Consider the following 25,891-nt stretch of genomic DNA (forward strand, 5'->3'; position numbering starts at 1 on the left):
AAAGGAATTCGAAAGTATCGCACATTTTAAACAAGAGCTATTAAATTACATCGATTATTACAACAACAAGCGAATTAAAGCAAAACTAAAAGGCCTGAGTCCGGTTCAGTACCGAACTCAGGCCCAACAAGTTGCCTAATTATATAACCTGTCTAACTTTAAGGGGTCACTTCATTCATGGGCGGCCTAATCTACATTTTACCTTGTTTAATCCAAGACCATATTCGGTAAGAGCCAAACAAAGACGCAAACAATAAAAGTGCCAACATGATCAGCCAAATGCCCAGCCGATTTATATCCCGTAGCCCAAATACATTAGAGAATACAAATACACCACAGACCATAAAAAGAACATACATAAAAACATTAGGAATTACCCAAATAATCCGCAGCTTTATGTTTCTATTCTTCAACCCTGTCGCCTCCTTTGGAGTGTCATCTTTATTATACAAATAATTGATAGCAAAATTTAGAAACATCAAAAAAAGGCAAACCTCCACTTACGAGGTTTGCCTTTTTTTGTTTTCCAAATCTAAATCGCGATACTCCTATTCGCTAACCGATGCGTTGTCGTACAAGTCTATCAACTCATTGAAGGAGGTGATAATTACATCGGAGCCCTTCAGCTCATCCTGACGTCCAAACCCTGCATATGCACAGCCGATGACGGTTTGAGCATTTCCCTTACCTGCCTCCACATCGGACGAGCGATCGCCTACCATCCAGGCACTCTTAATTCCATGATTGTCCAGCAAAATGCGCAGCAATTCTGTCTTCGTCGCAGTGCCTTGACCACCCGCACTATACAATCCTTCAAATAACTCTTTAAGCTCATGCACCACAACTATACTGTGAATGTATTCCTCCAGCCCATTACTAGCCACAAACAATCGTACTCCACGCTCTTTTAGGGCAGTCAGTGTTTCGACCACTTGAGGATACAATAACGTCCCACCTGCTTCAAGTCCTTCGACCTCTAGCTGCAACAGCAGCTCATCTGCACGGCGGTGTACCGCCTCATCGGCATCAGGCATAACCTTCTTCCAAATATCTGCCAATAGCATCCCTAAGCTGCTTAGAATACGCTCCTCCGGTGGTGTAGGTCCTGCATATAGTCCCTCTTCCCGCAAAATATCGAACATTTTATGATATGCAGGTAATAAAAGACTTTCAGTCTGGAACAATGTTCCATCCATATCAAAAACAATCGCTTCCGGCTTGTTCAACTCCGAGTGAACCGCGTTCAGTTCTGTTCCTTGTACCTCATTACTCATCTGTTGTTCCTCCCCATTCTCTTTTGCTTCAGGTAAGCACATTCATCTGCACGAATTCTCCAGTACAAGCCCTATGATATATGATATCACTTCAGAATGTCCATGCTCTCCACATTTCTTGTTGCAGTTTATATTTCATTATGATATATTTCAATCTGTAATATAACACATTGAAATATAAAGGAGAGATATCCATGTCACTTCAATTAATCATGCGCTTTCTCAAGCAGCCTGCTACTATCATTGGGATCATAACTGCACTGTTGTTCCAAGTCTTTTTCAGTTTGATCTGGATTACAGGCTATGACCATGTAACCGATCGAGTAGATCGGTTGCCCATTGCTATAGTGAATGAGGATGGTGCCAATGCCCAGCCCATTGCCGAAGGGATTGCAGGCTCGCTGCAGTTCGTAACTAAACAGGACTTCACGCTGAAGGAAGCCCAGAAAGAGCTGGAAAATCGGAAAATTCGTATGATTATTAATATTCCGCAAGGGTTTACCGGACAGATCAGTAATCCTTCCACAAAGGCTGAACTCCGTTACCTCGTAAATGAATCCAATCCGCAAATGGTTAGCAATGTTATGCAGACTGTAGCCCTTAAAGTCACGGCTGCCATGAACACTCAAAGCAGTGATGCAGCACTAAACCAAACCCTTGAAGCTATGAAACTGCCGAAGGCACAAGCAGAGGTCATCAAAAGTGCGGCAAGCAGCCGAATCTCCGCAAACGTTCAAATCATCAATCCCACAACTAACTTTGCACAAACTATGGTTCCGTTAATGATTGTTACTGCCTCCTTTACCGGAGCTATGTTGCTCGCTATGAATCTCCAAAAATCGTCCTCCAACCTGTCTGGCCAATTCGGTAAATGGGATCGTTTGGCAGCACGATTCGTAATCATGGGTGGAACAGCCATAATCACATCACTAGTGGGAACTATGATGGTTAACTCACTAGGGATTCACTCTAGCCGCGGTTTTCTACTCATGTGGCTGTTTGAATTCACCGTTATTCTCTCCTGTATGATCCTTGCCCAGTTCAGTCTGCTGCTTCTTGGGGACGCTGGCGCCTGGTTAAATATTGCGCTGCTCTCCATCCAAATGTTGGCTTCCGGCGCAACGATTCCTCGTGACGTATTGTCTCCGTTTTATAGCTGGATCGGTCCCTTCTCACCTGCTTACTACGCGGTAAATGGTATGCTCGACCTGGTTATCGGAGGAAATGGTATATGGAAAGATATGTTCTACCTACTCTGCATTGGCGCAGCAATAGCTGGATTAAGCATTATCCTAACCTTCATTCGTAAGGAAACTCAGTTATCGAGAGAGCAAGAGCCTGTACCAACAAATGCGTAATGATGTAGTTTGTCACTTCGATTATGCCAATTCAAATTGAGAGCGATATGCAGTTGTGATATGGTAGGAGGTGAACGAAAGGAGCGGTAACGATTCATGAACATACAAGATGTGATTCTAGGATTATTATGTGAAAAACCACAATCGGGTTATGAGATAAAACGGCATTTCGAGGAATACTTCTCTTTTTTCTTTGATGCTAGCTACGGCACTATCTACCCAACCCTAAGTAAGATGGAAAAGCTAGAGCTAATCACCAAAGAATCCGTACGCCAGGAAGGCAAACCTGACAAAAATATATTTACTATTACCCCTGCCGGCTTGAATCAGTTCCATGCTTACTTGCAAAGACCGGCCGAAAAGGAAGTGCTGCGTTCAGATTTTTTTATGCATCTGTATTTCGGAGATAAGACCGATAAAGAGAACATAGATAATCTACTTCGGCAAGCATTGATAGAAAAGCAGGCAATGTACGATGATCTTGATCAGAAATTAAAGCAACTAGATTGCAAACTGTCCCCTTACGAAAAGCTATGTATGGAACTCGGCCTTGTGCAATATGAAGCCTTTATCAAAAAAGTTCAAAGTGTGCTGGAGCCTGAATAAATATCGTTTGGGCAGTGGGTTTCCTATTTTTTAAGGGGATCTGCTGCTTTTTTAATGTGATATTAAAAAAAGAACCGGCAGCATGCACAATTCGTGCTTGCTGTACCGGTTCTTTTTTTAACAAAAATGTGTAATCTATCGACTACACTCTGTCAAAGCTAGAAATTAGCTCATCGAGAACATCTTTGCTTACCATTTTACCTTTGAAATTGATGAGGTTCTCTGCGCTTCCGGAGAAGATACAAGTTGGCTCATATTTTCTAAGAATAATTTTCTCTCCATCTACAAAAATCTCGAGCGGGTCTTTTATGTCAATTCCCATCGTTCTACGTAGTTCAATAGGAATTACGATACGTCCCAATTCATCTACTTTTCTTACTATGCCTGTCGCTTTCATCATCGTACATCCTCCCTTGAATTAACATTAATAATCATTTTTGCTAAAAGCTATGTAGGCTTCTAAGTGATAGTAATGATTACGCTATACTCTAATATTAAAGTGCTATTCATTCCCTGTCAATTTTATTTCTACAAAATATGATATTTATCGACAATTTTTCGACAAAATGATGTACGTTTTCGACAAAATGCTGTAAAGCGAACCAAATTATTCGTCTTGAAATTAATAAATATCCAACATTGCGATTACAAATTAGCTTGCAGAGTATCCCTATTGATACCCTCATTTACCCAATACATCAAGTCTGGAAACACTCCGACGTAAATAAGAGCATAGATATGTTTAGTAGATTTAATACAGACTATTTATGCTTTATGCATCAACTTTTTTCGACAATCTAGCTTTCAACTATGTACTGGTTTAATATAAGTATTACATATTATTAATAGAAAGATCAAATATTGGATAAATTTAGTATAATTAATTGAATTTAATTACAAAAAAAACCGACCAGTGATCTCTGGTCGATCTATTCTATCGTTATAGTGGCTTCTCCGTAACCCTGCCATTCGCATCAACAATTGCATTATAAGAAAGGTTATTCATTAGCTTGATCGTCTTCCTATTGTAAGAATCATCCATAAAGTTGGGCTGTCCCCCAATAATCTTGACTGGTGTAATCTTACTCGTCACCTGGGCATCATTAATCTCAAAATTCACTAGCATCGAGTGAAGCGTCTTTTCTCCACCACGTGTTGAACGATTAAACACAAAGTTTCCAAGTGAATAATAGATCGGTTTATTTTTGTAGTATTCAATGCCCATCAGGCAATGGCTGTGTGCGCCGAGTATGATATCAGCACCACTATCAATCATCTGTTTAGCTAGCGTACGGGCATATTTTTCAGGGTAATCCTTAAACTCTTCATTCCAGTGAATGTACACAACCGTGTAATCATTCTCCTTAGACATCTTCTGAATAGCCGTAAGCATAGGCTGCGAGGTGTACGCTGAGGCAGCTCCCGGTTTATTGTTGCCTGCATACCAAGAAGGGCCTGAAAGCACTCGACTTACCCCTAAGATAGCGATCTTCTTCCCCTTTACCGTCCGTGTATACGGTTTGAACGCTTCCTCTACATCTTTGCCTGCTCCTGTATGGCCAATTTTGTTTCGATCCAGATGCACCAGTGTGTCGAGCATAGCGTCTGTTCCGAAATCTAATATGTGATTATTAGCCAAAGATACGCCGTCAATCCCAGCATAGGTTAAGCCACTAAGCACTGTTGGTTTGGACCTAAAGGCAAAGGTCTTCTCTGCAGCCTTCCCTCGAATAGACACTGGCGTTTCCAGATTCGCGAAGGCGATATCTGCCTTTTGCAAGGTAGGTGCGACTTTCACAAACGGAAAGTTCACTCCGTATTTCGCGATCTGATCACCCACAAAACCATCCAACAGAATATCACCAGCAAAAGCAAGTCTGATAGGTTCTGAAGATGGCGAGGCTGCACTAGATGCAATCGTCGAAGGGAGGATCAGTGATAACATAAGGGTTGTGAGTATCATTCTTCGCAGCATATTCGACCCTAATCTCAAAAATACAGCCTCCTATCATCAGCATTATTCTATATTAGCTTATTCTAGCTTACTGGAAATAGATTACTAATTTAAGGGTAAGAAGACCTGTTATCCCTTTGATTTTTTCAAAACAGCCCGGAAGCACTGTAACCCACCCCACAAATCTGTGGACACAGCATCTGCAGGCAACTCAAAATCCGTCTCCCCCCAATATTGAAAACCAGCCTGCAGCAGCAAATCATTCATAAGATTTAAGTTTACCGTTGGGTAATCAAACGTTAGCACGAGCAACCCTTCTTCATTCAACGTTCGGTGAAATTCCCGTAAAGTGCCCACCGTATCCTCTAAGGTCAAATGCTCCAGCACTGATATGCAAAAAATAGTGTCAAAGCTCTCGTCCTCATATGGAAGAGCCGCAAGATTGGCCTGAGCAAGATGCAAGTTGTTAGTTCTTCTAGCTATAACCTGTTTCGCCGCTTTTTCCCCGATCTCATCTGTAATTGCATCTAGGATGTCCTCCCGGTAAATAACCCTGCTGTCCATATCGCAAGCATAAACCTCTGCACATACCCCAGCTAAATAAAATTTCAAGGGATGAGGAATTCCACAAGCAGCGTCCAGCACCACACCATGTGGAGAAATGAAGTTAATACACCACTCATATTCAAAGGGACGGCTCCACCAGGATTCAGGCAAATCATAAATTAACTTCTCACGACTTGCATCTGAGTTTACAAAAAAACGCGAGACAAAGGGATGTGTTGGCATGGCCAGGACTCCTTTTTAACGGAATTTAAGGTAGTGAGAGTATATTCATGATTTTCTGATTCATTCCATAACCTTACATAGACAAGAAAAAGACGGCTGCTCCTGAAGGAAACAAACCGCCTTTTTAAGGACCTACACTTATGAGAAGTATGAAAGCGGCTTCGCTTCAACTCCATGTTTCTCGATCAGCGTATCCAATAGCTCAGACCATTCTGCATCCACCGTGCATTGTTCAGGATGTGCCTCAAACCAAACAACCGACTGCTTTATCCCTTCAGTGAAAGGGACGGTCGCCTGGAAATCAGGCACGAGACGTTTGATTTTACGATTGTCAAAAACACTGCTGACCGCTTGATCGCCGATCAAGCCATCCGCCGTCCCTGAAGGAGTGAAGGCTGTGATAAAGTCTGTAGAGATATGAACCACTTTCGGCTCCACCCCTGCCGCTCGCCCGATAGCCGCATAGATCTGATTCCAGTTCAATACCTCGTCAGATGTAATATGAATGGCCTCCCCAATCGCATCCGGATGCCCTAGCAATCCGACGAACCCTTTTGCAAAATCTGAGTTATGCGTCAGTGTCCACAAAGATGTTCCATCTCCATGAATCACTATAGGCAAGCCGCGACGGATACGATCTATCAAGGACCATGGATGCTGTCCACTCGTGAGTGCCGCAGGGATGGCAGTGTTTCCGTAAGTATGGGAAGGACGAACAATCGTTGCCGGGAACCCGCTGCTCTTGTGTGCTTCCATCAATAGCTGCTCGCAGGCTATTTTATTCCTCGAGTATTCCCAATAAGGGTTCTCCAGGGGTGTCTCTTCAGTGATTACATAATTACGCTGTGGTTTCTGGTACGCCGAGGCTGAGCTGATAAATATATATTGCTTCGTCTTCCCTCTGAACAGGTCAATATCTGTCTGCACATGTTCCGGTGTAAAAGCAATCCAGTCCACCACTACGTCGAATTCGTAATTTCGTAATATTTCGGCAGCCTCCGCCGGGTTACGAATGTCTCCTTGAATCACCTTCGCCCCATCCGGAACGAATTCGCCTCTTTGTCCTCTGTTGAACAAATACAGCTCGATCCCTTGCTCTACGGCAAGCGGGGAAACAGCCTGACTAATCAGTCCCGTACCTCCGATAAATAATACCTTCATTTCAAACGCTCCTTATAGAGGATGTTCAAAAAGTCCGCTTTTGATCACGAAGGATCACAAGAAGCGTACTCGACATCGAATATTGAATTCAGGCAAAACTTCCGGTGCTCACGTAGCTAACACTACGCTCCGCTCCTCAGTTTCTACCTTCATCCAATCTTCTCGGTGCTGAAAACCGTACTTTTTGAACTCTCATTTATAGTAAAAATAAACCTGGCTCGTTATTTAATCGTTAACATAATCTCGCCATAAGTGCTTTGGCTGCCAACTCAGCAGCTTCTTAGCCTTCGCATTACTGAGTAACGACTCATGGCCTTCCAGCGGCTGACGGTAGTCCGTCACTTCTGGATAACGTGCGGCCATTAGCTCTCTGCTAGGTATAGCCATGCTGGTCTCATCTGCACATATGTTAAGTGCCACCGCACCGAGTCCGTCCGTTTCGATCGCCAATTGGCAAGCTGTCGCTACATCCCGTGTATCAATATAGCTCCACAATATCCGATCGCGCTGCGCAGGATCATGAATGAAGGAAGGGAAACGTTCATACGCGGATGGATCAATGACATTTCCGATTCTTAGGGAAACGACCTGTATGCCCGTTCTGCGCTGGAACATCTCTGCGGTCTGCTCATTCACAACCTTGGACAGACCGTAGCTGTCTTCAGGCAATTGTGGGTGATCCTCATCCATAGGTACATACTGTGGTCCTAGAGGGTTAACCGCAAAACAGATGCCATAAGAGGATTCACTGGAAGCAATAACGGCTTTGCGAATGCCTAGTCCAGCAGCAGCCTCCAGAATGTTGTAGGTGGATACTACATTGTTTTGAAAAGTGACTTCACTCGTCTTTATATTTGCGGCTGGGATCGCAGCCAAATGTACGACTGCATCAGCGCCTGCTAATACGCCATACACTTCACCCAGATTATTCAAATCAGCAATCAAAGTTTGGCACAAAGAATCCGGTGATTTCTGCGTATCTACATTCACAACCTCATACCCTTGTTCTACAAAATGCCGTACTACCCATCTGCCCAGCATCCCGCTTCCGCCAGTAACCACTACTTTCGCCATGATCATATCTCCTTTTTTTATAAAGCTGTCTCTATTTAAGAATCTCTTCAATTTTCTTCAAAATATCCTCGGTAAGCTCTATCCCCGAAGCCTTAACATTCTCTTCAACCTGCTCCGGACGACTGGCACCCACCAGCGCACTAGCTACATTAGGCTGACGCAAAATCCAAGCCAAAGCCAGATTTCCCACAGAAATATTCAGCTCTGCAGCGACCCCGCTTAATTGACGAACCTTTTCAATCTTCTCTTCCGTAAACGCCTTCTTCAACCGATCCAGCTTAGCCGCACGACTGTTTTCAGGGATTTCTGCGTTATATTTTCCAGTTAGCAGCCCTTGAGCCAGTGGAGAAAAAACAACCTGTCCAATGCCACGGCGCTCGCCGAGCGGAATGATTTCTTTTTCAATATAACGTTCGAACATATTATAAATCGGTTGGTTAACCACGATATGATCCAGCAAATAACGATCGGCTACAGCTAAAGCATCCGTCATTTGCGCCGCAGTCCACTCACTAACCCCGACATAATACACCTTACCTTGACGAACCAGATCATCCAGCGCACGCAAAGTCTCTTCAATTGGAGTTTCTGTATCAAAACGGTGGCAATACATAATATCCACGTATTCTACGCCGAGACGCTGCAAGCTTGCATGACACTGTTCCGTAATATGCTTGCGGGATAATCCACGATCGTTAGGCCCTGTCCCCATTTCGCCAAATACTTTCGTTGCGAGCACATAGGATTCTCGCGGATAATTCCGCAAGGTCTCGCCTAGCACTTTTTCAGCAGCACCCTTTTCGTAAACATTGGCCGTATCAAAAAAATTCACGCCTAAATCGTAAGCGGTTTCAATGGCTTTAACAGCATTATCTCTTTCTACGTAACCTCCATATGTCAGCCAGCTTCCCAAACTAATCTCGCTAACTTTAAGGCCCGTTCCACCTAATCTACGATATTTCATAATAACTGCTCCTCTCCATAGTTCCGTGTTATGATTTCAGCAGGTTGCCTAGCGAACATATTCATTCTAGAATAGTTTGTATATAATAGGAAGAAGTGAAATTTAGTTTACTATATGATCTCTAGAGTAGTTACTATACAAGAGTATAGTGGCACCAAAACAGGAGGAGATTCCTTGACAACAGCTAAATCTAGCAATAATTATATCCCTAAAACCCCACTTACTATTGAATGTAATGTAGAAAAAACACTTGAGGTATTGGGCGGAAAATGGGCTTTTCTCGTACTAAGAGAGTTATTCGACGGTACCCAACGCTTTGGAGCGCTTCAGCGAAAAATCACTAATGTCAGCCCTCGCGCGTTAACTAGTACGCTGCGCCATTTAGAGGAACACGGGGTACTAGAACGTCACGTGTTTCCTACCGTACCGGTTACCGTGGAATATTCGTTAACTCCAAAAGGTGAGGACTTGCATCAAATTTTGAAGGAAATGAAACTTTGGTCTGCCAAATGGACGTAGCTTTGGTGAGCCGTGAACTAAATTAAAAAGAAGCTATCCAAGAAGTAGAGTACCTACTTATGGGTAGCTTCTTTTTTAGAAACAGGCACAATGCAGTCTTTACTTTAACCGGATAGTGTATGTGCGCTGTGCGCTAGAGTATAATTGAGGGGATTTCTTTGTTTTCCACCAAATCAGCCAAATGACAGGGAGGAATTCCTTAATTATTGATCTCAGAATTTCAGGGGAAATTCCCTAATTATTTCAGAGATTCAGTTACGCTTGTACGGTACCCAGTTGTTTTAGCGTTACTATACGGATCTAATATTTATCCACAATCGCGCCGAGAACTGCCGTATTAACATAGGGCTTTCCTTTGAGGCTTAGCAGCTCCTTCGCAGTTCCTGTAACGACGACTCCATATAACAGTACGTCGCTGGCCTCCGGTGCCGCTTTATCCTTTTTCAAATAATTCGTGATTCGCTCAAATTCTCCATAATACTTGCCCTTCTTCTGAAGTCCATAGGCTAGTGATTGCAGAAAATCCTCTGGTTTCGGGTTAAATAACCCCTCCCATTTGACACCGTAACCGTATACTTGTCTCGCTGATTCTGGCAATGCATACTTGGTTGGACTACTTTCATTTGTGATAAACTCAAGTTTCTTCTTATTGTCATACGTATCTACCCAATACCATGTCTGTGTCAGCTCAGCCGGCAGCATTGCTTCAACCTCGGCCTGTGTATAGCTTTTATCAAAAGAAACTGCCATCTCTACCAGCTTACCTGGATCCATTTGTTCAAGCGCAGGGAGGTCATTCAACACTTTTCCGTTATAATTCACTCCCGGCACGTAGAATAACATTTCCCGCTGTCCATTTTGACTGTTATATCCTCGGTAGTATTCATAATTTTGGCTTGTCATTACGGGGTCAGGCACATTTATACTAGAATATCCCCTATTAAGCAGAGAAAAGCGGCTGCTCATACTAAAATCTAATTTTCGGGTATCCCATACGACAGGTACCCCCTCAATAACCTTGTAAGAGCTGATCTCAACTTTGCCCGCTAAAAATCCTAGATCCAGCTCCGTTCTCAACTCATGAAGGTTAGGACTACTAATCTCCATCATGATCTTCTCCTCATCCAGACCACGCATCGCTAACCAGCTTGTTAAATGAGCGTTGCCCAGCATGCCTCCGAACAATACTATAACGGTCACGACCAGAGAAATGATCGTATTACGGATCATTGTTTTTCGTTTTGCTTTCTTAATTACTTTTGAAAGGTTCTGATCATCCTGTTGTTCCCATGGAGCCGTCATTCCACTTCACCTCTGTACTTTTTTTGGAATTGCTTGCGGGCACGAAACAATGCCGATTTGACCGTATCCGTCGTGATCCCGAGGAGCTCTGCTATCTCCTGATAGGACAGCTCCAGCTCATATTTCATAATAATGAGTTGTTTATGGAGAGGTAGAAGCTCATCCAATACACGTTCGATGTCTTCTCGTTTCTCTTTTAACAGCACATAATCCTCCGGCAGTTCCATAACTGGCACATCCACATCATCAATCGGAATGACTATCCGCTTGCCGCGGCGGCACAGATCATAGTAGCGATTGATCGCCACTTTATATAGCCACGCACTGAATTTGTTCTCATCAATGGAATCGATATACAAAAGAGCCTTATACACCGTTTCCTGTACGATATCTTCCGCGTCGGCTGCAGGTGCCCCGAGACGAATCAAGTATTTTTGGATTTCTAACATTTTCGGTTGAAGTATCTGATGTAGCTGCCCGGGCTTCATCCTGCACCTCCCTTCGTATGTATAACGGTAAAGTTCTCGAAAAGTTAGCTACTCTTAGAAATAAAAAACAGAGAGATTTCTCCCTCTGCTGAACTCTTTTCATATAAAATTAGGCCAGATATGCAGCTACATGCGTTTTAAACTCCGCTGAAGGAACCATTCCCAGCTCCGAACGATAAGCCGTCTCGAATCTCTCATAGAGTCTTGTGATCTTTTCTTTATTTCCAAGTTTGGCATAAATAACAATCATTTGCTGGTTCATCTCTTCATGTAAAGGATATAAGCTTAAGAACTTTTCTAACCGTTGCTCTGCTTTAGGCCAGTCCTGTGAGGCACAATCATTGTCAATTAGGATACGCGTCCAGTTTGTATAATACTTAGCATAAACTTCCTCCAGTGAAATCTTCCACAGATAGGGCTTTCCATCCAGCAAGGGCCCCTGATATAAGAAACAAAGACGCTCCATTTGCGCAGTGTTTTGCTTCCCATCAACCATTTCTAAATGAAATCTTTGATAATCAAGCGCATCATAACTTTCATTTCCCGTCTCCAGCATATATCCATCATTCATTTTGCGGATTTCCATGCCGAAGCCTTTTTCTTTCAGCATTTTTTTCAAGAGGTATATCGTATTATACAAATTGGATGCCCCTCTCTCATCCTGCATATCAGGCCATAATAAATCTATCACTTTCCATTTGCTGATATAACGACCTGCATTACATAAGAAATACGCGAATAATTCCTCCGCTCTGCGTGTGCGAAAATGAATAGGCTTGCCTTCTGAATCGCAGACTTCAAACCCACCGAAACAGCGGATCATCGGACCCATTTTCTTGGAATCTAGTCTCACCGCAGGTCTCATCCGTTTAACAAGTCGTTCAGTAACCCTGCTGATCGCTTCGGGTGTTATTGGCTTGAGAATATAATCTAGCGCACTTACCTCGAACGCTTCGAGTGCATAATTTTTATAGGCGGTTGTAAATACAATTTCCGGTGGATGCATCAGCTTCTGAATTCTGCTCGCCAGCTCAATGCCGTTCATTTTTGGCATTTCGACATCTATAAACACGACGTCTGGCTGTAGCTCAGGTATGCACTCCAGTGCCTCCAATGGATTTGAAAAGGTCCCACTAATGAGATAATCTGAATTGCGGCTGATCAGTACCTTCATCAAATTCAAAATCGGTTTCTCATCTTCAACAATCACTACACGAATCATCGTGTGTCTCCCCCCATGCCCCCAAGGCTTACTGGTAAATACATCGTCACTTTGGTCCCATACCCAAGGTCAGAATGAATCGTTAAAGTGGCTCCGGGTATAGCGCCTATGCGCTTTCGAATGTTATGGATACCGATACTGCCATCCAACTGCTCGTTTCCGGTTAATTGATATAACAGATCATCTGGTATTCCCACACCATCATCTTCGATGATAACTTTCATGTAGTTCCCTCCAGCTTGAACGGTGAGCGAAACTCTGCCCTGACCCTCTTTTTCAAACAGTCCATGTCTGATCGCATTTTCGACAAATGGCTGAATACATAAGGATGGGATTTCAACAGAACGCAGACCCTCATCCATACGGAAAATAAAATCGAACCGCTCTCCAAAACGAGCTTTTTCAATCTCCACGTAGGCTTGAATCAGCTCTAACTCCCGGTGCAAAGGAACCACTAAAGTGGAACGATCCATATCGAGAATATAACGAATGTATTGGCTTAGCATAGATAACAAATAGGCGGCTTTCTCGCCATCTGTATAGCAGAAAGAGATCACGCTGCTCAGTGCGTTATACAGAAAATGAGGCTTAATTTGGGCCTGATGAAAAGCATACTCATTTCGTATAGCTTCCTGAATCGATGTTTTCATCGCAATCAGCGTATGGATTCTCGCAATCAGCGTCTCTCCATCAAAGGGCTTCGTGATATAATCATTCGCCCCTGCTCGGAAACCTAATGCAATATCCGTTGGCGCGTCCTTAACTGTAGCAAACAGAATAGGTAAATTCAGAATGGAGTAATGCAATCGCAAGGTTCGGCACAACTCAATGCCTGAAATTCCCGGCATCATGACATCCAATATCACTAGATCCACATTGGGGTATTGCTTCATTTTGTCCATCGCTTCATTCGCCGAAAACGCCGTAATTACATTGTAACGATGCCGTCTTAGAATGTTCAGTAGAATATGGATATTAGATGCTTCATCATCCACGATTAAGATCGTATAACCACCACTCTGATCCATAATATCAAGCGAGGTATGCTCAAATTGCGCATGTTGCTCCACGCCCGTAGCAGCTACTTCATGATAGCCTGGAATCCGCTCTATTTTGGGCAAGGTGAAGATCATTCGAGTGCCATGGCCGATCTCGGACCAATCTACCCAAATCTCACCACCCATCCGCTCGATCAGTTTCCTGCTAATGTACAAGCCAATTCCCATTCCAGTGTAACCATCTTGTGGCAGCGGTTTATCGACTTGCTCAAAATATTCGAATATGGCTGTTTGCAGATCTGAAGCTATTCCAGTTCCCGTATCCTCCACTGTGACAGATACTGTATTCCCTGCTACACTGGCCGTGATCTTAATGATTCCTTTATCCGTATGCTTAATTGCATTGTGAACCAGATTGTACATGACTTGTCTTAATCGACTATCATCTGCCAGAACCCAAATATTAGGTTCCACTTGGTTATCTAATACAACGGACTTTCCTGCTAGTTCGAACTGAAGTACATCAAATACAATCTGTGAAGCCACCCTTAGATCAACCACTGTCTGCTGCAGTCTTAACTCTCCATGCTTCAAAAGACTCACATCAATCAAATCCTGAATGAGCATAGATAGCTTAGTAGAAGTGTCCTTAATTAACCAAAGATTCTGTTTCTGTATAGGATACAGATTATCTTCCCCATCTTCTAATAAAAAGGATGTCATATTCATAATGCCATGCAGCGGAGTTTTGATCTCATGAGAGGTGTTCATTAGAAATTCATCTTTAAGCTGGTTCGAGATTAGCAACTGGCGGGACAACGTTTCCGTCTTGTCATACGTGTTGGAGAATCGTACAGCTAACATAATGTTGAAGAACACAATAAAACCAATCACTCCGAATTTACCCACCAAATCAGTCTGTAGAACATTTTCAGAATAAAGACTTACATCAAAGAAAAAAATCAGGAGCGAGATCGCCCCGCCAATGAACAGAAACAATTCTTTCCGATCCGTCGTTTCGCTCTGACTGCGAAGATATAAATAGATCATTCTTACGATGATCACTAGCATAACGATTCCAAGATAGGCTACAAACAAATATTTCGCACGAATATGTACACCATACGGGAGCACCAAAACCGAAGCCAGATAAAGGACAAATGGAGATAATACGAGCCTCATCCTCTTACTTGACATTAACCGGGACTCAACCGAGCAGTAAAACATAATAATGATAATTGCGCCGATAAACTGGCTAATTTCCAACAACTTGTAAACTTGTTCAAAAGGTACCCTGGGTAGTAGCTGCTGAAATATTTTCTCGCCATATAGTGAATTATTCAATGAGAGAATTAGCAAATATAAACCGCTGAGTAAGTATGCTTTTTCTCTACGCCCCACGAAAAAGAAGCTGAGATGGTATGCCCCAAACATGCCCAGTATCAAAATAATTCCAATATCTGAGCCGATCTGAATACTGTTCACTTTGGTAATATCCGCATGGACGCCCAGCGGGATTGAATTCACGATCCCTCCCGTAATAAAGTTGAAGTTAGACACTTGTAATACAATTTCTATCTCTGGGGTATTGGAATGAAAAAAAACCGTATACGGCGTATTTCCTGGCTTAAAGAACTCACTGTCCGTTGATGGAACCCCGCTCTCTCCCTCTTGCTTCCCATTGATAAATAACTTTTGAGACATACGGATACTTCTTATTTTCAAACCAAGAATCTCATCCGAATCTTTGACCAGCACTTTGAGTCTGTAGGTGCCCGCACCTTTGCGGTCCATCCCACCTTCTATGATCTTACCTTTCCATGTGCCTGGGACCGTTAAATAGGTAGATTGCTTATCTATTTTTGGCTGAATCTGAGATGGACTCAGTAATTCATTTTCATAAAACTCCCATTCTCCGTCCAGATCAACTAGTCCCTGCTTTTCAAAATCCCATCCTGATAAATCCAGTACGCCATGCTTTGCCACCGGGGTATCAAGGACCTGAATCGTTGGTGAATTTATACTTACTAATAGGGAAAAGGCAAGAATAAAAAACAACCCCATCCCGACTAATCCACGGTATTTCTTCGTCCTCAACCTTCAGGCTCCTCTCTTTGCGAGTAATTCTACTATTCTACCCGTCGGCTCTCACAAAAATCTCTCAAAACCACCTGTAAGTTTATCCCATCCACTCTAGTATGTTGCTGACGTTATTCAGTATAATCGGCACTTAAATAGACGTCTATCTACAACTCAAGCCTTTAATTGAAGTTCAAACGCCTTTGGAAGGAGTAGCATGGCAATCATGCTTATTATTATCACCGAAATGATGGCTAAGGGGAGATACAATATGGGTGTACCAAAAATATTATAAGATACATATTTCTCAATTAAGGAAGTGCTCATAATTACGCCTGACGGCAAAAAACCTATCCATTCACCAACAACCCCCGGCAGTGAGAAGTAAGGCATGATGACTACACATGCTGCTACTCCAAGAGTACTCAAACTGCTCCGAAGTAAAGCGGAGATCAGCGCAGTCAATAATAAAAGGCCACAAGCTGCTATCAAGGTTACGGCATATTTTAAGAGCAATCCCTGAAGCTGAGTTAAGTCATAAGGACTTTCTGCAAAGTAACTATTCAAGGGCGCATTCCAACCCACGAAACCAAATGGCAAACAAGAAAACAATATACATACACCATAAAAAAGCGTCACAAAGCCCACGGTTACTATAAATCCCGCTAATAATTTTGCAGCAACAATCTTAAGTCTCCCACTTTTACTGGATAGAATAAGAGAATCCATTCTGTAGTTTGCCTCACCGGAATATAGTGGTGCCAAAGCGAAGACTAGAATCAGACCTATCAGCATGTTACCTACACCCGGGACTGAAAAAAATCTGTACAGAGATCCCCAGTCATTCGTCACATAAAATCCGGGCGGCCGAATCCCTTCCAGCATTGAAAGTCTTTTCGTAACATCCTTTAATACATATGACCCTTGATTCTGCCTCTCCAGCAGAGCTTTATGCCCTCTTAACTCATTCAAATTTTTATTGAATGAATCCAGACTATAAGCCGAAGCTGCATAACGCTGTTCCAGAATTCGAGTCATTTTTTGCTCTTTAGATCCCACGCTGTCCTCGGCATATTCTTCTTTAAGCCTTGGTGCGTATTTAAGAGCTAACTCTGGTTGAATCGGTCCCGTATGTGCAGCGATAACTTCGGGTTTTTCCTTATTTACAACCAATAGACTATTTGTACCGGATGGATAGAAGCTTACAAAATAGAAAATCGCAATCGCCAAACCTACTGCTATGGAGATCCAGACTCTTGGAATCATAATTTTACGGAACTCAAATATGATCAGACGTTTCATACAAATTATCCCCTCCGAAAGTAGTGCATATATACATCCTCTAGTGAAGGGGCCACCAACACTGCATTCTCATTTGGTGGATACTTGCTGACTACCCGAAGTGCTAGTCCGGTCTCTGTCTGCTGTACGTTAACCACAGTACCCTTTTCTTCGATTTGAGCGAGCATCCGTCCAGGGACATCTGCCTCCCAAACCTCCCCTTCCAGATTAGAGGTCAACTCCTTAATCGTTCCTTGACGTAGTAACTTCCCTCGTTCCATCAGCAGCACCTGCTTGGCGATATGATCAACGTCGGAAACGATATGAGTAGACAAAATAACGATACGCTCAGCTGAAATTTCAGATATCAGATTTCGAAATCGTACGCGCTCCATGGGATCAAGCCCAACCGTAGGTTCATCTAGAATGAGGATGCTCGGATGATTAAGCAAGGCTTGAGCGATGCCAAGTCTACGCTTCATGCCTCCGGAAAACTTCCCGCATTTTTTATCCATTTCGCCAGATAAATTCACCGTTTGAGCCAACACCTCTATACGGTCGCTAGCCTCCTTCTTGGACAGCCCCTTTAGAGCGGCAACATAATACAAGAAATCGCGAGCCGAGAAATGATTGTACATTCCCAGATCCTGCGGCAGATAACCAATCTGAGCCCGGTACAAATCCCCCATCTCATCTTTGTTCTGTTCATTCAATAGTACCTTGCCACGCGTTGGATACAGAATATCTGCTACAATGCGCATCAAAGTCGTTTTCCCTGTTCCGTTGGGACCTAGAAGGCCATATACACCAGGAGACATAGTAAGGTTGATGTTATTCAGAATCCGTTTCTTGCCGAAATCATGTTCAATACCCCGTAGCTTAAGCTCCAATCAGAAAACCTCCCTTTCTCAGTACTCTGGATTGAAAGATCATCGCTATGGTAAAAACTCCTGCTGACAGCACAGTTAGACCCATCAACCCAAGTAATTGGACGGAGGTCATCCAGTTCACTACCACTTCTCCGGAAAAGAGAAGCAACCAAAAAACAGGCAGCATGGTGAGCATAGTCGTCAGATGTCTGAAATTATGGATCCGCGCAGATAATACTAACGCTACAGCTCCATTGATTAGAATCGGAATACACCATAACAGTGTAGTACGGAATACTAATTCATGATCCCATACTGGGAATGCCGTTGCAGTGACACTAAAGTTAAGTAGTAGTGAAATCACACCTGCCATAAGAAACCGTGCTTGTACATATTTATGTAGAGGGATTCGAAAGCTGCGTGCGAGTTCACCCATCTCACAGAGTGTATTACGTGCCGTATGGAAGACGACCACCAGTAAAGGAATACAACCCACGATAGACAGAATAAACATTGGGCTAACCATCTCAGTAACACTTAGAACCAAATAGCCTATTCCAAACAAGATCACGCCAACCACAACTTCTCTCCACCACCCCTGTGAAAAAAGAATCTCAATCTGTTGTCGAGCTGATAGAGGAACGGGAGATATCGGCGCCGGTAAAGCTCGCTTGGACCGTCTCCATCGATTCATTGCTTCTTCAGCAAAACCATCAAGGGGTGGTGGTTCAGGGATATACTTGATATAAGTCACGATCTCATTCATTTCCACTGCCGTCATCTCGTGCTGTAAATTCAATTTCATGTAATCTTGTTCGTTATGTTTAATGCTCATTTCTTTACTCCTTTCTTAAGGGGGTGGGATAAATCATTTGGAATGGGATGCTTAAGTAGTTCGCGTAATTTCATCAAGGAGCGGCTCACCCTTGATTTCACAGTAGATTCTGGTTCATGGGTTACAGCTGCTATTTCTGTAAACGTAAATTCATATTTATACCTCAATAAGAGTGCATCTCTTTGATCCTCTGGAAGTGAGCAAATTGCGGCGTATATCGTTTTAACCTCTTCACGAAGTAAGATGCCATCTAAAAAATCTTCCACATCTGTAATCTCATCAGATAAGCTTTGGTTCAACTCTGCTTGCCGAGCACTTTTACTGCGAAAATAGTCGATGCAGACATTTTGGGCGATAGCCATCAGCCATGCCCGAAAGCTCCCTTGCTCATTTTGATAGCTGCCAAGCTTGGTCCATGCTTTTTCATACACTGTCTGTGCAAGATCCCAAGCTAGTTCATCATTATGTATTTTCCATCTGATAAATCGATAAACATCACTATAAGTATGCCGAATTAATAGCTCCACCGCCGCCTCATTGCCTTGCTGCGCTTCTATGACCCATTTATCCTCGCTGATTTCGTTCCCCTCCAACCTTACACTCTACTACATATAACGAAATTGCCTATGGAGTAGACGCATCCTACCATGTACTATTTTTACTAGAATCGATAATTCCACATAAAAAAGCCACCCAGAACACGGTTCTGACTAGCCTAAAATAAGATACGATCCAGTCACAGGTTACCTATCCACCCCAAGCATCTCCAGCCCAAGCCGTACACGAATATCTTCTGCATTCTCAGTTAAATAAAGAGCGTAAGCTTTGATAATCGGCGTGTCTAACTCACATTGAAGTTGAAATAGCTTTAGCTGATCGAGATAAGGTTGGGCTATAGATCGTGGTAGAAATCCAAAGCCTGCTCCTTGTAGCAGCATGTCCAGCATAATCATCGAGTGATCCGTCTGAAGTGTAGGCACAAAACCCGCCCCAACTATGCTAGTAAACCATTCCGGAAACGGACCTCCCCACTCTAAATGACAATACTCCCGCTGAAAAAAATCCTTCCTGCTTACAGGTGTTTCTCTTAATTGTGTGGAGACCAGAATAATCTCATCTTCAAACAGGAGAAGTCTGGTCACCTTAGGATGTTCCGGCGGGTCATATTTAATAGCAACCTGGACTATTCCGTCCAGCAAAAGATCACGTATCATATAGCTAGAATCAATATAACTTAGGAATTTGATGGCTACCTTGGGATGATCACGTCTAAATGAAAGAATATGCTGCAGGTAATAATAATGCCATACGGACCCGGGTCCACTCAAAATGATATAGTTCTCCAGTTCTTCGGATAGAGTCACCTTACTCTCTTCAAACAAACGAAGCATCCGCTCAGCATAGGGAACAAAAGATATCCCTGCCTGCGTTAAGCTAACATTCCGGTTATCACGTGTAAGGAGCACCTTGCCCACGGAGTTTTCTAAAGCTTTTATTCTTGCGGTAACGGCGGACTGGGAGATATGTAGATGCTCTGAGGCCTTGGTGAAATTTCGAATTCTGCATACCGCCAAAAAAGCTTCTAATTGAGATAAGTCCATGGATAACACCCTCTATGATTCAAAATATTAATGATTACGATCTATAAAATTTGTTATACAAATTATATGCATTCAGTTATGATTTCGCTATATTTTTAAACTTATAAGTGCTGGAGGAATTTATATGGTTAGCAAAGTGAGCATCGAACAATTACTAACGATTGAAGAATCAATAGATGAGCTTTCAAAGCTTCTGACACTGGTGGTGAAGGATGGAGCCTCCATTGGTTTTTTACCACCCTTAGATCCGTCAGACTCTACATCATATTGGCACAAAGTTTTGGCACCCGATGTGATTCTTTTTGTCGCAACAATGAATGATATTATCGTGGGAAGTGTACAACTACATTTATGTACAAAAGCAAACGGAACGCATCGAGCCGAAATTGCAAAGCTGATGACACACCCTAATTATCGCCGTAATGGTATTGCTCGTTCTCTTATGGAAAAGGCTGAAGAAAGAGCTAAGCAGGAAGAACGATCGTTATTAGTGCTTGATACAAGAGAAGGCGACCCTTCCAATCTCCTTTATACTTCAATGGATTACATACAAGCTGGACGTATACCGAGCTATGCAATATCAGCAAATGGTGAATTACAAGCGACGATTTTTTATTATAAAATCATTGGCTAGACATTTTGAACTTAAAAACATTCTAAAAGGAAGAGTGGCGGAGGGGAAGCTTGGAACTGTAGGAGCGATAGCGCCCGCCTTTGTCTCCGGATTTCAACCGTGAAACACGATATATAATCAAGAAATCTGAGGACAACAGCGGCCGGAAGTCCAAGCATTCACCGCAGTCACACAATTACCTTAATAGAAAAATCTTAAGTTCAACTAATATAGACAATTGTAAAACACCAAGTTATAGTATTGATAACACTTTTAATAACCATTTCCAAAAGTCTAGAGGTGAATAAAATAAACCAAATCGCAAACAATTCTATTCGTGTTAAAAAGATAAATCAGGAGCTCATCAAGCAAGCCTTGAAATCGATGAAAGAAGGAACCAAATCAACGATTGCTACCGCCACCGGGTTAAGTGTTGCCACTTGCGGAAATATTCTGAATGAGCTTATGGAGACAGGTGAAGTCATTGAGACGGAGCTGGAGGCTTCGAATGGAGGTCGGCCGGCCCGAAGATTCATCTATAATGTCGATTTCTCCTACATCGCATGCATCTATGCCAAAATTGAAGATGGCCAACAATCCTTAACCTATGCCGTAACGAATTCCGTTGGCGAGCGTGTAGATGATGGATATATCAAGGCTGAGAGTATTGACGCTACAACCGTTGATCATTTAGTAGGCACACTAATTCAAGCCTATAACAACATCAAAGCCGTTGGCATTGGAATCCCGGGACTGGCTCACCGTGGTGTCATTAATATTTGTGATATCAAGACTTTAATTCATGCTCCCTTAGAGTCACTCCTCAGAGAGAAATATGAGGTTGAAGTCACAGTCGAAAATGATATGAATCTAACCGTTTACGGATTCTATAAGCAGCAGGATTACGAAGAGGATAAAACCATCGTCGTGTTGACCTTTATCAAAGGAGCCTTTCCAGGTGCAGGGATGATGATCGACGGGCATATCCACAAAGGCAATACTAGATTCGCGGGTGAAGTCTCCTTTTTACCGTTTGGAATGTCACGTGAGGAGCAATTTATCCGTTTGGGGCAGACGGAAACGTTTATCCCCTTGGCAGCGCATACCATCGCCTCATTGACAGCAGTTATTAACCCTGAAACGATAGCACTCACAGGCGAACAAGTTAAACAAGAGGATGTGCCACTTATCTATCAAAGTTGTCTGGCGTTCATTCCAGAAGAGCATATGCCTCATCTAATTGTGCTGGATCACCCTGATGATTATTACATGAACGGATTAATTGCGATCACGCTGGAAAGCTTGACCTATTCACTGCAGCTGGTTGAAAAGCGCCGGTAAACCAACAAGAACTTCAGGAGGAATTACGAATGGCAACAAACAAAGAGAATATGATTGCAGGAAAGCTTTACATGGCTGGTGGAGAAGAATTAGCTAGAGATAGTAAAAGATCCAGAATGCTCACTCGTTTATTTAACAATACGACGGAAGAACAAGGCGAATATAGAGTAGAATTACTTAAGCAATTATTCGAGTCTACAGGTGAATCGTTGCATATTGAGCCACCTTTCCGCTGCGATTATGGCAGCAATATTACCGTCGGAAATAACTTTTACGCCAATTTCGACTGCATTATCCTGGACGTAGCAAAAGTAACGATAGGTGAGAATGTTCTCTTTGGACCTAGAGTAAGTGTATATACCGCTGGCCACCCCATCGATGCTGACGTTCGAATTAGTCTGCTCGAATTCGGTACACCGATTACCATTGGAAACAATGTCTGGGTTGGCGGAAATGCCGTTATCAATCCCGGGGTAAATATCGGCAACAATGTAATCATCGGCGCAGGCTCCGTCGTGACTAAAGATATACCTGACAATGTAATCGCAGTGGGGAATCCTTGCAGAGTGCTAAGAGAAATTACAGAAGACGATAAACAACACTGGGAGAAGCTTAAAGAAGAGTACTACAGAGACACCGAGCAATAAAGATACCCGATTCTGGAGGTTCTCACGTTGAAAAAACGCTTTGGCGGACTTAATAAGGTGTATGCCATGCAATTGGCAACGATCTTTTTGGGGTTTATTGTGTTTGGGATATCAGAAAATATTAAAGGGCCAGCCATTCCAAGAATTCAGTTTGACTTTAGTCTGGATGAAAAGCAGCTAGGTACCCTTTTATCCCTAAATGCACTAGGTTATTTGATCGCCTGTTCTTTTACAGCTGTATTGGTTCGGAAGTGGGGGATCAAGGCTGTCAGTATTATTGCTTTCGCATCCATGATATTCTCTGGCGTTCTCATCTACATCTCCCATAGCTATTCCTTCTTCTCAGCTTCATACTTCCTGATGTATATCGGAAACGGAATGCTTGAGATTGGACTTGCCATTCTAGGAGCACGTATCTTCGTTAAAAATACCGGGACCATGATGAACTTATCCCATTTCTTTTATGGATTTAGTTCTACCTTGGCTCCACTACTGGCAACAGGGCTAATGACGGTAAATATATTCGGTCATACCCTGGATTGGCGCGGAATGTATCTAATTATGCTTAGCCTTTCTATACTGCCTATTCTATTTGCATTACGGAGTACATTTCCAGGTGATGATCTTCCGCATGAGGACCGAATCCCTTTAAAAACGCTCGTCCGTGATCCTGCTCTATGGCTCATGGTCCTAATCCTTTCCTTCGGGGTAGTGTCGGAGCTTGCTGTAGGCGGATGGCTCGTAAATTTCCTTGAAAAAGCGTACCTGTGGGATACGGTTACTGCATCCGGGATGCTGTCTACCTTCTTTCTCTGCTTCTCGTTAGCAAGACTCCTACTCGGACCCGTTACTGATAAGATTGGATTTAACCTATCGCTTATCATCTTTTCAGCCTTCTCTGCCCTGTGTACGTTTGCCGCAATTTTGGGTGGAGAAAAGCTCGCATTTCTATTTGCCGCTGCAGGAATCGGGATTGCGATGATTTATCCTACTGTTATGGCTTTTATCGCCAAAAGATATCCACATGGCAGCGACACCGCCATCACATTTACAGTCACGTTAATGGGAGTAGGTAGCGTAATTGGCAACTATGCTATAGGTGCTGTGATCGAAGGCGTGAAGCGGCTTTACGGTGCAGAGACGCAAATAGGTTTGTTACGCGGACTTCAAGCCGGTTATGGTTTTATCGGATTATGTGCAGCGATATGCGCGATATCCGGTTGTATTCTATATCGTTATTTACATCGCCGCCAAGAACTTATCTAACCTCATCTATATTACTAAAAAACCTGTCGATTTAATCGGCAGGTTTGTTGGATTTCAACTATAGCTTCCCTGTATGTGCTGCACCGTACGGCGAGCTAAGATCATCAGTTGATGGACTAAGCGATCTGCAGCCCACTCATCAGCTCCAGTATTTTTCTAACAATTTGCTCCTCTTCGTTGCTCACCTTTTCCGTTGCCAATTCACCAAGCTCTTTGTGTTCTCCAACACAAACTGAATGAGCGGAATGTCTAAACATTTCTATGTCGTTAGCATCGTTACCAAAAGCAATAAATCGCTGCATTTCTACGCCTAATTGTTGTAATCCTGTCCATTTATTTATACCTTTAGGGCTAATATCTATAATGTCCTCTTGACCATGTCTATATATCACAACAGGTAGTTTATGTAGCTGATCTAATAACTGTTCTCCGTTTAGGCTATTAAAAATAACTATCTTCACAAGCTCATCCAGCTCTAATGGAGTTACATTTTTGGCGCGTTGTTCTGGATCTACATTTCTCCGAATGGGATGATCATCAGAACCTGAATATGAATAATCCCAGTGACTGTCAATCAAATAAGCTGCATCAAATTCTTCGATTAATTTCAAGAGGATGCCCGAAGTTTGCGCGTCAAAATGTATCGTCGAAATAACCTCTCCACCTTTTGCAATAAATGCTCCATTCCCGCCAACCATAGAAAACTGGTGCATATGTGCAGGCAACACAGGCAATAAATCACGAATAGGCCGGGCTGACGCAAAAATAACCTCATGTCCTTTTTCAATTAGAGTATCCAAGACTTGTACGATTCGTTTACTCAAAGGTTTGCCGCTAAAACATATGGTTCCATCTAAATCAAAAATAAATTTCATCGTCTATATCCTCCCCTTTTTCTCTATAATAACGAGTTCGTATATAATAGAAAGGACCGATGTCCAAAAAGGAGTACGCAATGAAAACTATTCAGGATCCAAATCTTATAGCACATTACATTACACAATTTAATCTAAATCAAGTATTCACGACATCAAAACATGCTTTAATTCAGTTACGTGTCTATGAGCAGAATGAAATCATTTTGCATGAGGGCGATGAGCTGGACGGAATTTTTTTTCAAGTGGAGGGGCGTACTAAGGTCTCTTCTAGTGTGGGAACGGGAAAATCCTTGTTATTACGGTTCTGCTCACCCTTGTCATTATTCGGGGACATTGAATACGTGCAGGAGGTTGTGGTCCAATCCCAAGTGGAAGCGGTACAACAAACCTCTCTCTTATTTATCCCGAAACAAAAGATTGAGTCTGACCTAATGGACAACCATAGCTTTAAAGACTTATTGCTGAAACATCTTTCTTACAAGCTTCTAACCTGCACATCCGCATCACGAACGAACTTACTAGGCGCTGTCGAGGAACGACTTGCAAGTTATTTATTAACGATTAAGCTCGAGCGGGAGTTTGGAAAAGAAATTCAGACACCCTATATCCCAGATATAGCTTCGTTAATTGGGACTACTCCCCGCCATTTAAACCGTGTCATTCAGCGGCTCACCGACATGGAGATCTTATATAAAGTTAAGCAAGAAATTGTAGTACTCGACTGGGAGCGTTTGGATGAATTATCTAACGGAATAAGATTTGAATAACCTAA

General features: G+C 42.8%; 27 protein-coding genes. 9 read left to right on the forward strand and 18 right to left on the reverse strand.

Going from position 1 to position 25,891, the window contains the following annotated elements:
• On the forward strand, positions 1 to 139 hold a 139-nt coding region (locus M2444_RS27710; RefSeq protein ID WP_280788653.1), incomplete at its 5' end, for an IS3 family transposase.
• Positions 140 to 191: 52 nt separating this feature from the next.
• Here the strand turns inward: M2444_RS27710 and M2444_RS27715 are convergent.
• Positions 192 to 413 carry a hypothetical protein gene (locus M2444_RS27715; RefSeq protein WP_280788605.1) on the reverse strand — a complete coding sequence of 74 codons (222 nt, stop codon included), beginning with the start codon at positions 411 to 413 and terminating at the stop codon, positions 192 to 194.
• 135 nt (positions 414 to 548) lie between these two features.
• Positions 549 to 1,274 (reverse strand): HAD family hydrolase, encoded by a 726-nt coding sequence (locus M2444_RS27720; protein WP_094878387.1) that lies wholly within the window; start codon positions 1,272 to 1,274, stop codon positions 549 to 551.
• 194 nt (positions 1,275 to 1,468) lie between these two features.
• Here M2444_RS27720 and M2444_RS27725 point away from each other — a divergent pair, with 194 nt between their 5' ends.
• A complete protein-coding gene (locus M2444_RS27725; RefSeq protein ID WP_094874132.1) occupies positions 1,469 to 2,632 on the forward strand; it encodes a YhgE/Pip domain-containing protein in 1,164 nt (387 codons plus the stop codon).
• A 96-nt stretch (positions 2,633 to 2,728) separates the two neighbouring features.
• The gene (locus M2444_RS27730; RefSeq protein ID WP_094878389.1) at positions 2,729 to 3,238 is read left to right on the forward strand and encodes a PadR family transcriptional regulator; all 510 of its coding nucleotides are present in this window, start codon (positions 2,729 to 2,731) and stop codon (positions 3,236 to 3,238) included.
• A gap of 142 nt (positions 3,239 to 3,380) precedes the next feature.
• Here M2444_RS27730 and M2444_RS27735 read toward each other — a convergent pair whose 3' ends face one another.
• From M2444_RS27735 to M2444_RS27760, 6 genes are all read right to left on the reverse strand, one after another.
• The gene (locus M2444_RS27735) at positions 3,381 to 3,638 is read right to left on the reverse strand and encodes an AbrB/MazE/SpoVT family DNA-binding domain-containing protein (protein WP_042125931.1); all 258 of its coding nucleotides are present in this window, start codon (positions 3,636 to 3,638) and stop codon (positions 3,381 to 3,383) included.
• A gap of 540 nt (positions 3,639 to 4,178) precedes the next feature.
• Positions 4,179 to 5,183: a CapA family protein gene (locus M2444_RS27740; RefSeq protein ID WP_445671633.1), complete on the reverse strand. Its 1,005-nt coding sequence runs from the start codon at positions 5,181 to 5,183 to the stop codon at positions 4,179 to 4,181.
• Between the two features lie 138 nt (positions 5,184 to 5,321).
• Positions 5,322 to 5,981 carry a class I SAM-dependent methyltransferase gene (locus M2444_RS27745; RefSeq protein ID WP_280788607.1) on the reverse strand — a complete coding sequence of 220 codons (660 nt, stop codon included), beginning with the start codon at positions 5,979 to 5,981 and terminating at the stop codon, positions 5,322 to 5,324.
• 138 nt (positions 5,982 to 6,119) lie between these two features.
• Positions 6,120 to 7,142 (reverse strand): SDR family oxidoreductase, encoded by a 1,023-nt coding sequence (locus M2444_RS27750; RefSeq protein ID WP_094874129.1) that lies wholly within the window; start codon positions 7,140 to 7,142, stop codon positions 6,120 to 6,122.
• Between the two features lie 225 nt (positions 7,143 to 7,367).
• Positions 7,368 to 8,216 (reverse strand): NAD-dependent epimerase/dehydratase family protein, encoded by an 849-nt coding sequence (locus tag M2444_RS27755; protein WP_094874449.1) that lies wholly within the window; start codon positions 8,214 to 8,216, stop codon positions 7,368 to 7,370.
• Between the two features lie 31 nt (positions 8,217 to 8,247).
• Entirely contained in the window at positions 8,248 to 9,180 is a 933-nt protein-coding gene (locus tag M2444_RS27760; protein ID WP_280788608.1) for an aldo/keto reductase family protein, read from the reverse strand.
• Positions 9,181 to 9,354: 174 nt separating this feature from the next.
• Between M2444_RS27760 and M2444_RS27765 the strand changes: the two genes are divergently transcribed.
• The gene (locus M2444_RS27765) at positions 9,355 to 9,699 is read left to right on the forward strand and encodes a winged helix-turn-helix transcriptional regulator (protein WP_042186450.1); all 345 of its coding nucleotides are present in this window, start codon (positions 9,355 to 9,357) and stop codon (positions 9,697 to 9,699) included.
• A 300-nt stretch (positions 9,700 to 9,999) separates the two neighbouring features.
• Here the strand turns inward: M2444_RS27765 and M2444_RS27770 are convergent, their stop codons facing one another.
• The 9 genes from M2444_RS27770 to M2444_RS27810 form a co-directional block, all read right to left on the reverse strand.
• A complete protein-coding gene (locus M2444_RS27770; RefSeq protein ID WP_280788609.1) occupies positions 10,000 to 11,001 on the reverse strand; it encodes an anti-sigma factor in 1,002 nt (333 codons plus the stop codon).
• Positions 10,998 to 11,489: an RNA polymerase sigma factor gene (locus M2444_RS27775; protein ID WP_094874451.1), complete on the reverse strand. Its 492-nt coding sequence runs from the start codon at positions 11,487 to 11,489 to the stop codon at positions 10,998 to 11,000. Before M2444_RS27775 ends, M2444_RS27770 begins: the two co-directional genes overlap by 4 nt.
• Before the next feature lie 109 nt (positions 11,490 to 11,598).
• On the reverse strand, positions 11,599 to 12,711 hold the full coding sequence (locus M2444_RS27780; protein WP_094874452.1) for a response regulator: 1,113 nt from the start codon (positions 12,709 to 12,711) through the stop codon (positions 11,599 to 11,601).
• Positions 12,708 to 15,806: a sensor histidine kinase gene (locus tag M2444_RS27785; RefSeq protein WP_348536935.1), complete on the reverse strand. Its 3,099-nt coding sequence runs from the start codon at positions 15,804 to 15,806 to the stop codon at positions 12,708 to 12,710. The genes M2444_RS27780 and M2444_RS27785 overlap by 4 nt, the downstream gene beginning before the upstream one ends.
• Before the next feature lie 156 nt (positions 15,807 to 15,962).
• Entirely contained in the window at positions 15,963 to 17,090 is a 1,128-nt protein-coding gene (locus M2444_RS27790) for an ABC transporter permease subunit (RefSeq protein ID WP_280788610.1), read from the reverse strand.
• A gap of 5 nt (positions 17,091 to 17,095) precedes the next feature.
• Positions 17,096 to 17,959, reverse strand: a complete 864-nt coding sequence (locus M2444_RS27795; RefSeq protein ID WP_280788611.1) for an ABC transporter ATP-binding protein — start codon at positions 17,957 to 17,959, stop codon at positions 17,096 to 17,098.
• Entirely contained in the window at positions 17,949 to 18,773 is an 825-nt protein-coding gene (locus tag M2444_RS27800; protein WP_280788612.1) for a hypothetical protein, read from the reverse strand. Before M2444_RS27800 ends, M2444_RS27795 begins: the two co-directional genes overlap by 11 nt.
• Positions 18,770 to 19,366, reverse strand: a complete 597-nt coding sequence (locus M2444_RS27805; protein WP_280788613.1) for an RNA polymerase sigma factor — start codon at positions 19,364 to 19,366, stop codon at positions 18,770 to 18,772. Before M2444_RS27805 ends, M2444_RS27800 begins: the two co-directional genes overlap by 4 nt.
• Positions 19,367 to 19,516: 150 nt before the next feature.
• A complete protein-coding gene (locus tag M2444_RS27810; protein ID WP_280788614.1) occupies positions 19,517 to 20,374 on the reverse strand; it encodes a LysR family transcriptional regulator in 858 nt (285 codons plus the stop codon).
• Positions 20,375 to 20,498: 124 nt separating this feature from the next.
• On the opposite strand from M2444_RS27810, the gene M2444_RS27815 reads away from it, so the two are divergent.
• From M2444_RS27815 to M2444_RS27830, 4 genes are all read left to right on the forward strand, one after another.
• Entirely contained in the window at positions 20,499 to 21,008 is a 510-nt protein-coding gene (locus tag M2444_RS27815; RefSeq protein ID WP_280788615.1) for a GNAT family N-acetyltransferase, read from the forward strand.
• Between the two features lie 363 nt (positions 21,009 to 21,371).
• Positions 21,372 to 22,328, forward strand: coding sequence for an ROK family protein (locus M2444_RS27820; RefSeq protein WP_280788655.1), 957 nt, complete (start codon positions 21,372 to 21,374; stop codon positions 22,326 to 22,328).
• Positions 22,329 to 22,357: 29 nt separating this feature from the next.
• Entirely contained in the window at positions 22,358 to 22,975 is a 618-nt protein-coding gene (locus M2444_RS27825; protein WP_094874455.1) for a sugar O-acetyltransferase, read from the forward strand.
• A gap of 66 nt (positions 22,976 to 23,041) precedes the next feature.
• The gene (locus M2444_RS27830; RefSeq protein WP_094878742.1) at positions 23,042 to 24,241 is read left to right on the forward strand and encodes an MFS transporter; all 1,200 of its coding nucleotides are present in this window, start codon (positions 23,042 to 23,044) and stop codon (positions 24,239 to 24,241) included.
• A gap of 116 nt (positions 24,242 to 24,357) precedes the next feature.
• Here M2444_RS27830 and M2444_RS27835 read toward each other — a convergent pair whose 3' ends face one another.
• On the reverse strand, positions 24,358 to 25,116 hold the full coding sequence (locus M2444_RS27835; protein WP_280788616.1) for an HAD-IIB family hydrolase: 759 nt from the start codon (positions 25,114 to 25,116) through the stop codon (positions 24,358 to 24,360).
• An 80-nt stretch (positions 25,117 to 25,196) separates the two neighbouring features.
• Between M2444_RS27835 and M2444_RS27840 the strand changes: the two genes are divergently transcribed.
• Complete coding sequence (locus M2444_RS27840; protein ID WP_280788617.1) at positions 25,197 to 25,886, forward strand: Crp/Fnr family transcriptional regulator; 690 nt, start codon at positions 25,197 to 25,199, stop codon at positions 25,884 to 25,886.
• Positions 25,887 to 25,891 lie beyond the last annotated feature (5 nt).

Source organism: Paenibacillus sp. PastF-3 (assembly GCF_029893135.1).
Classification (GTDB): domain Bacteria; phylum Bacillota; class Bacilli; order Paenibacillales; family Paenibacillaceae; genus Paenibacillus_AQ; species Paenibacillus_AQ nitricinens.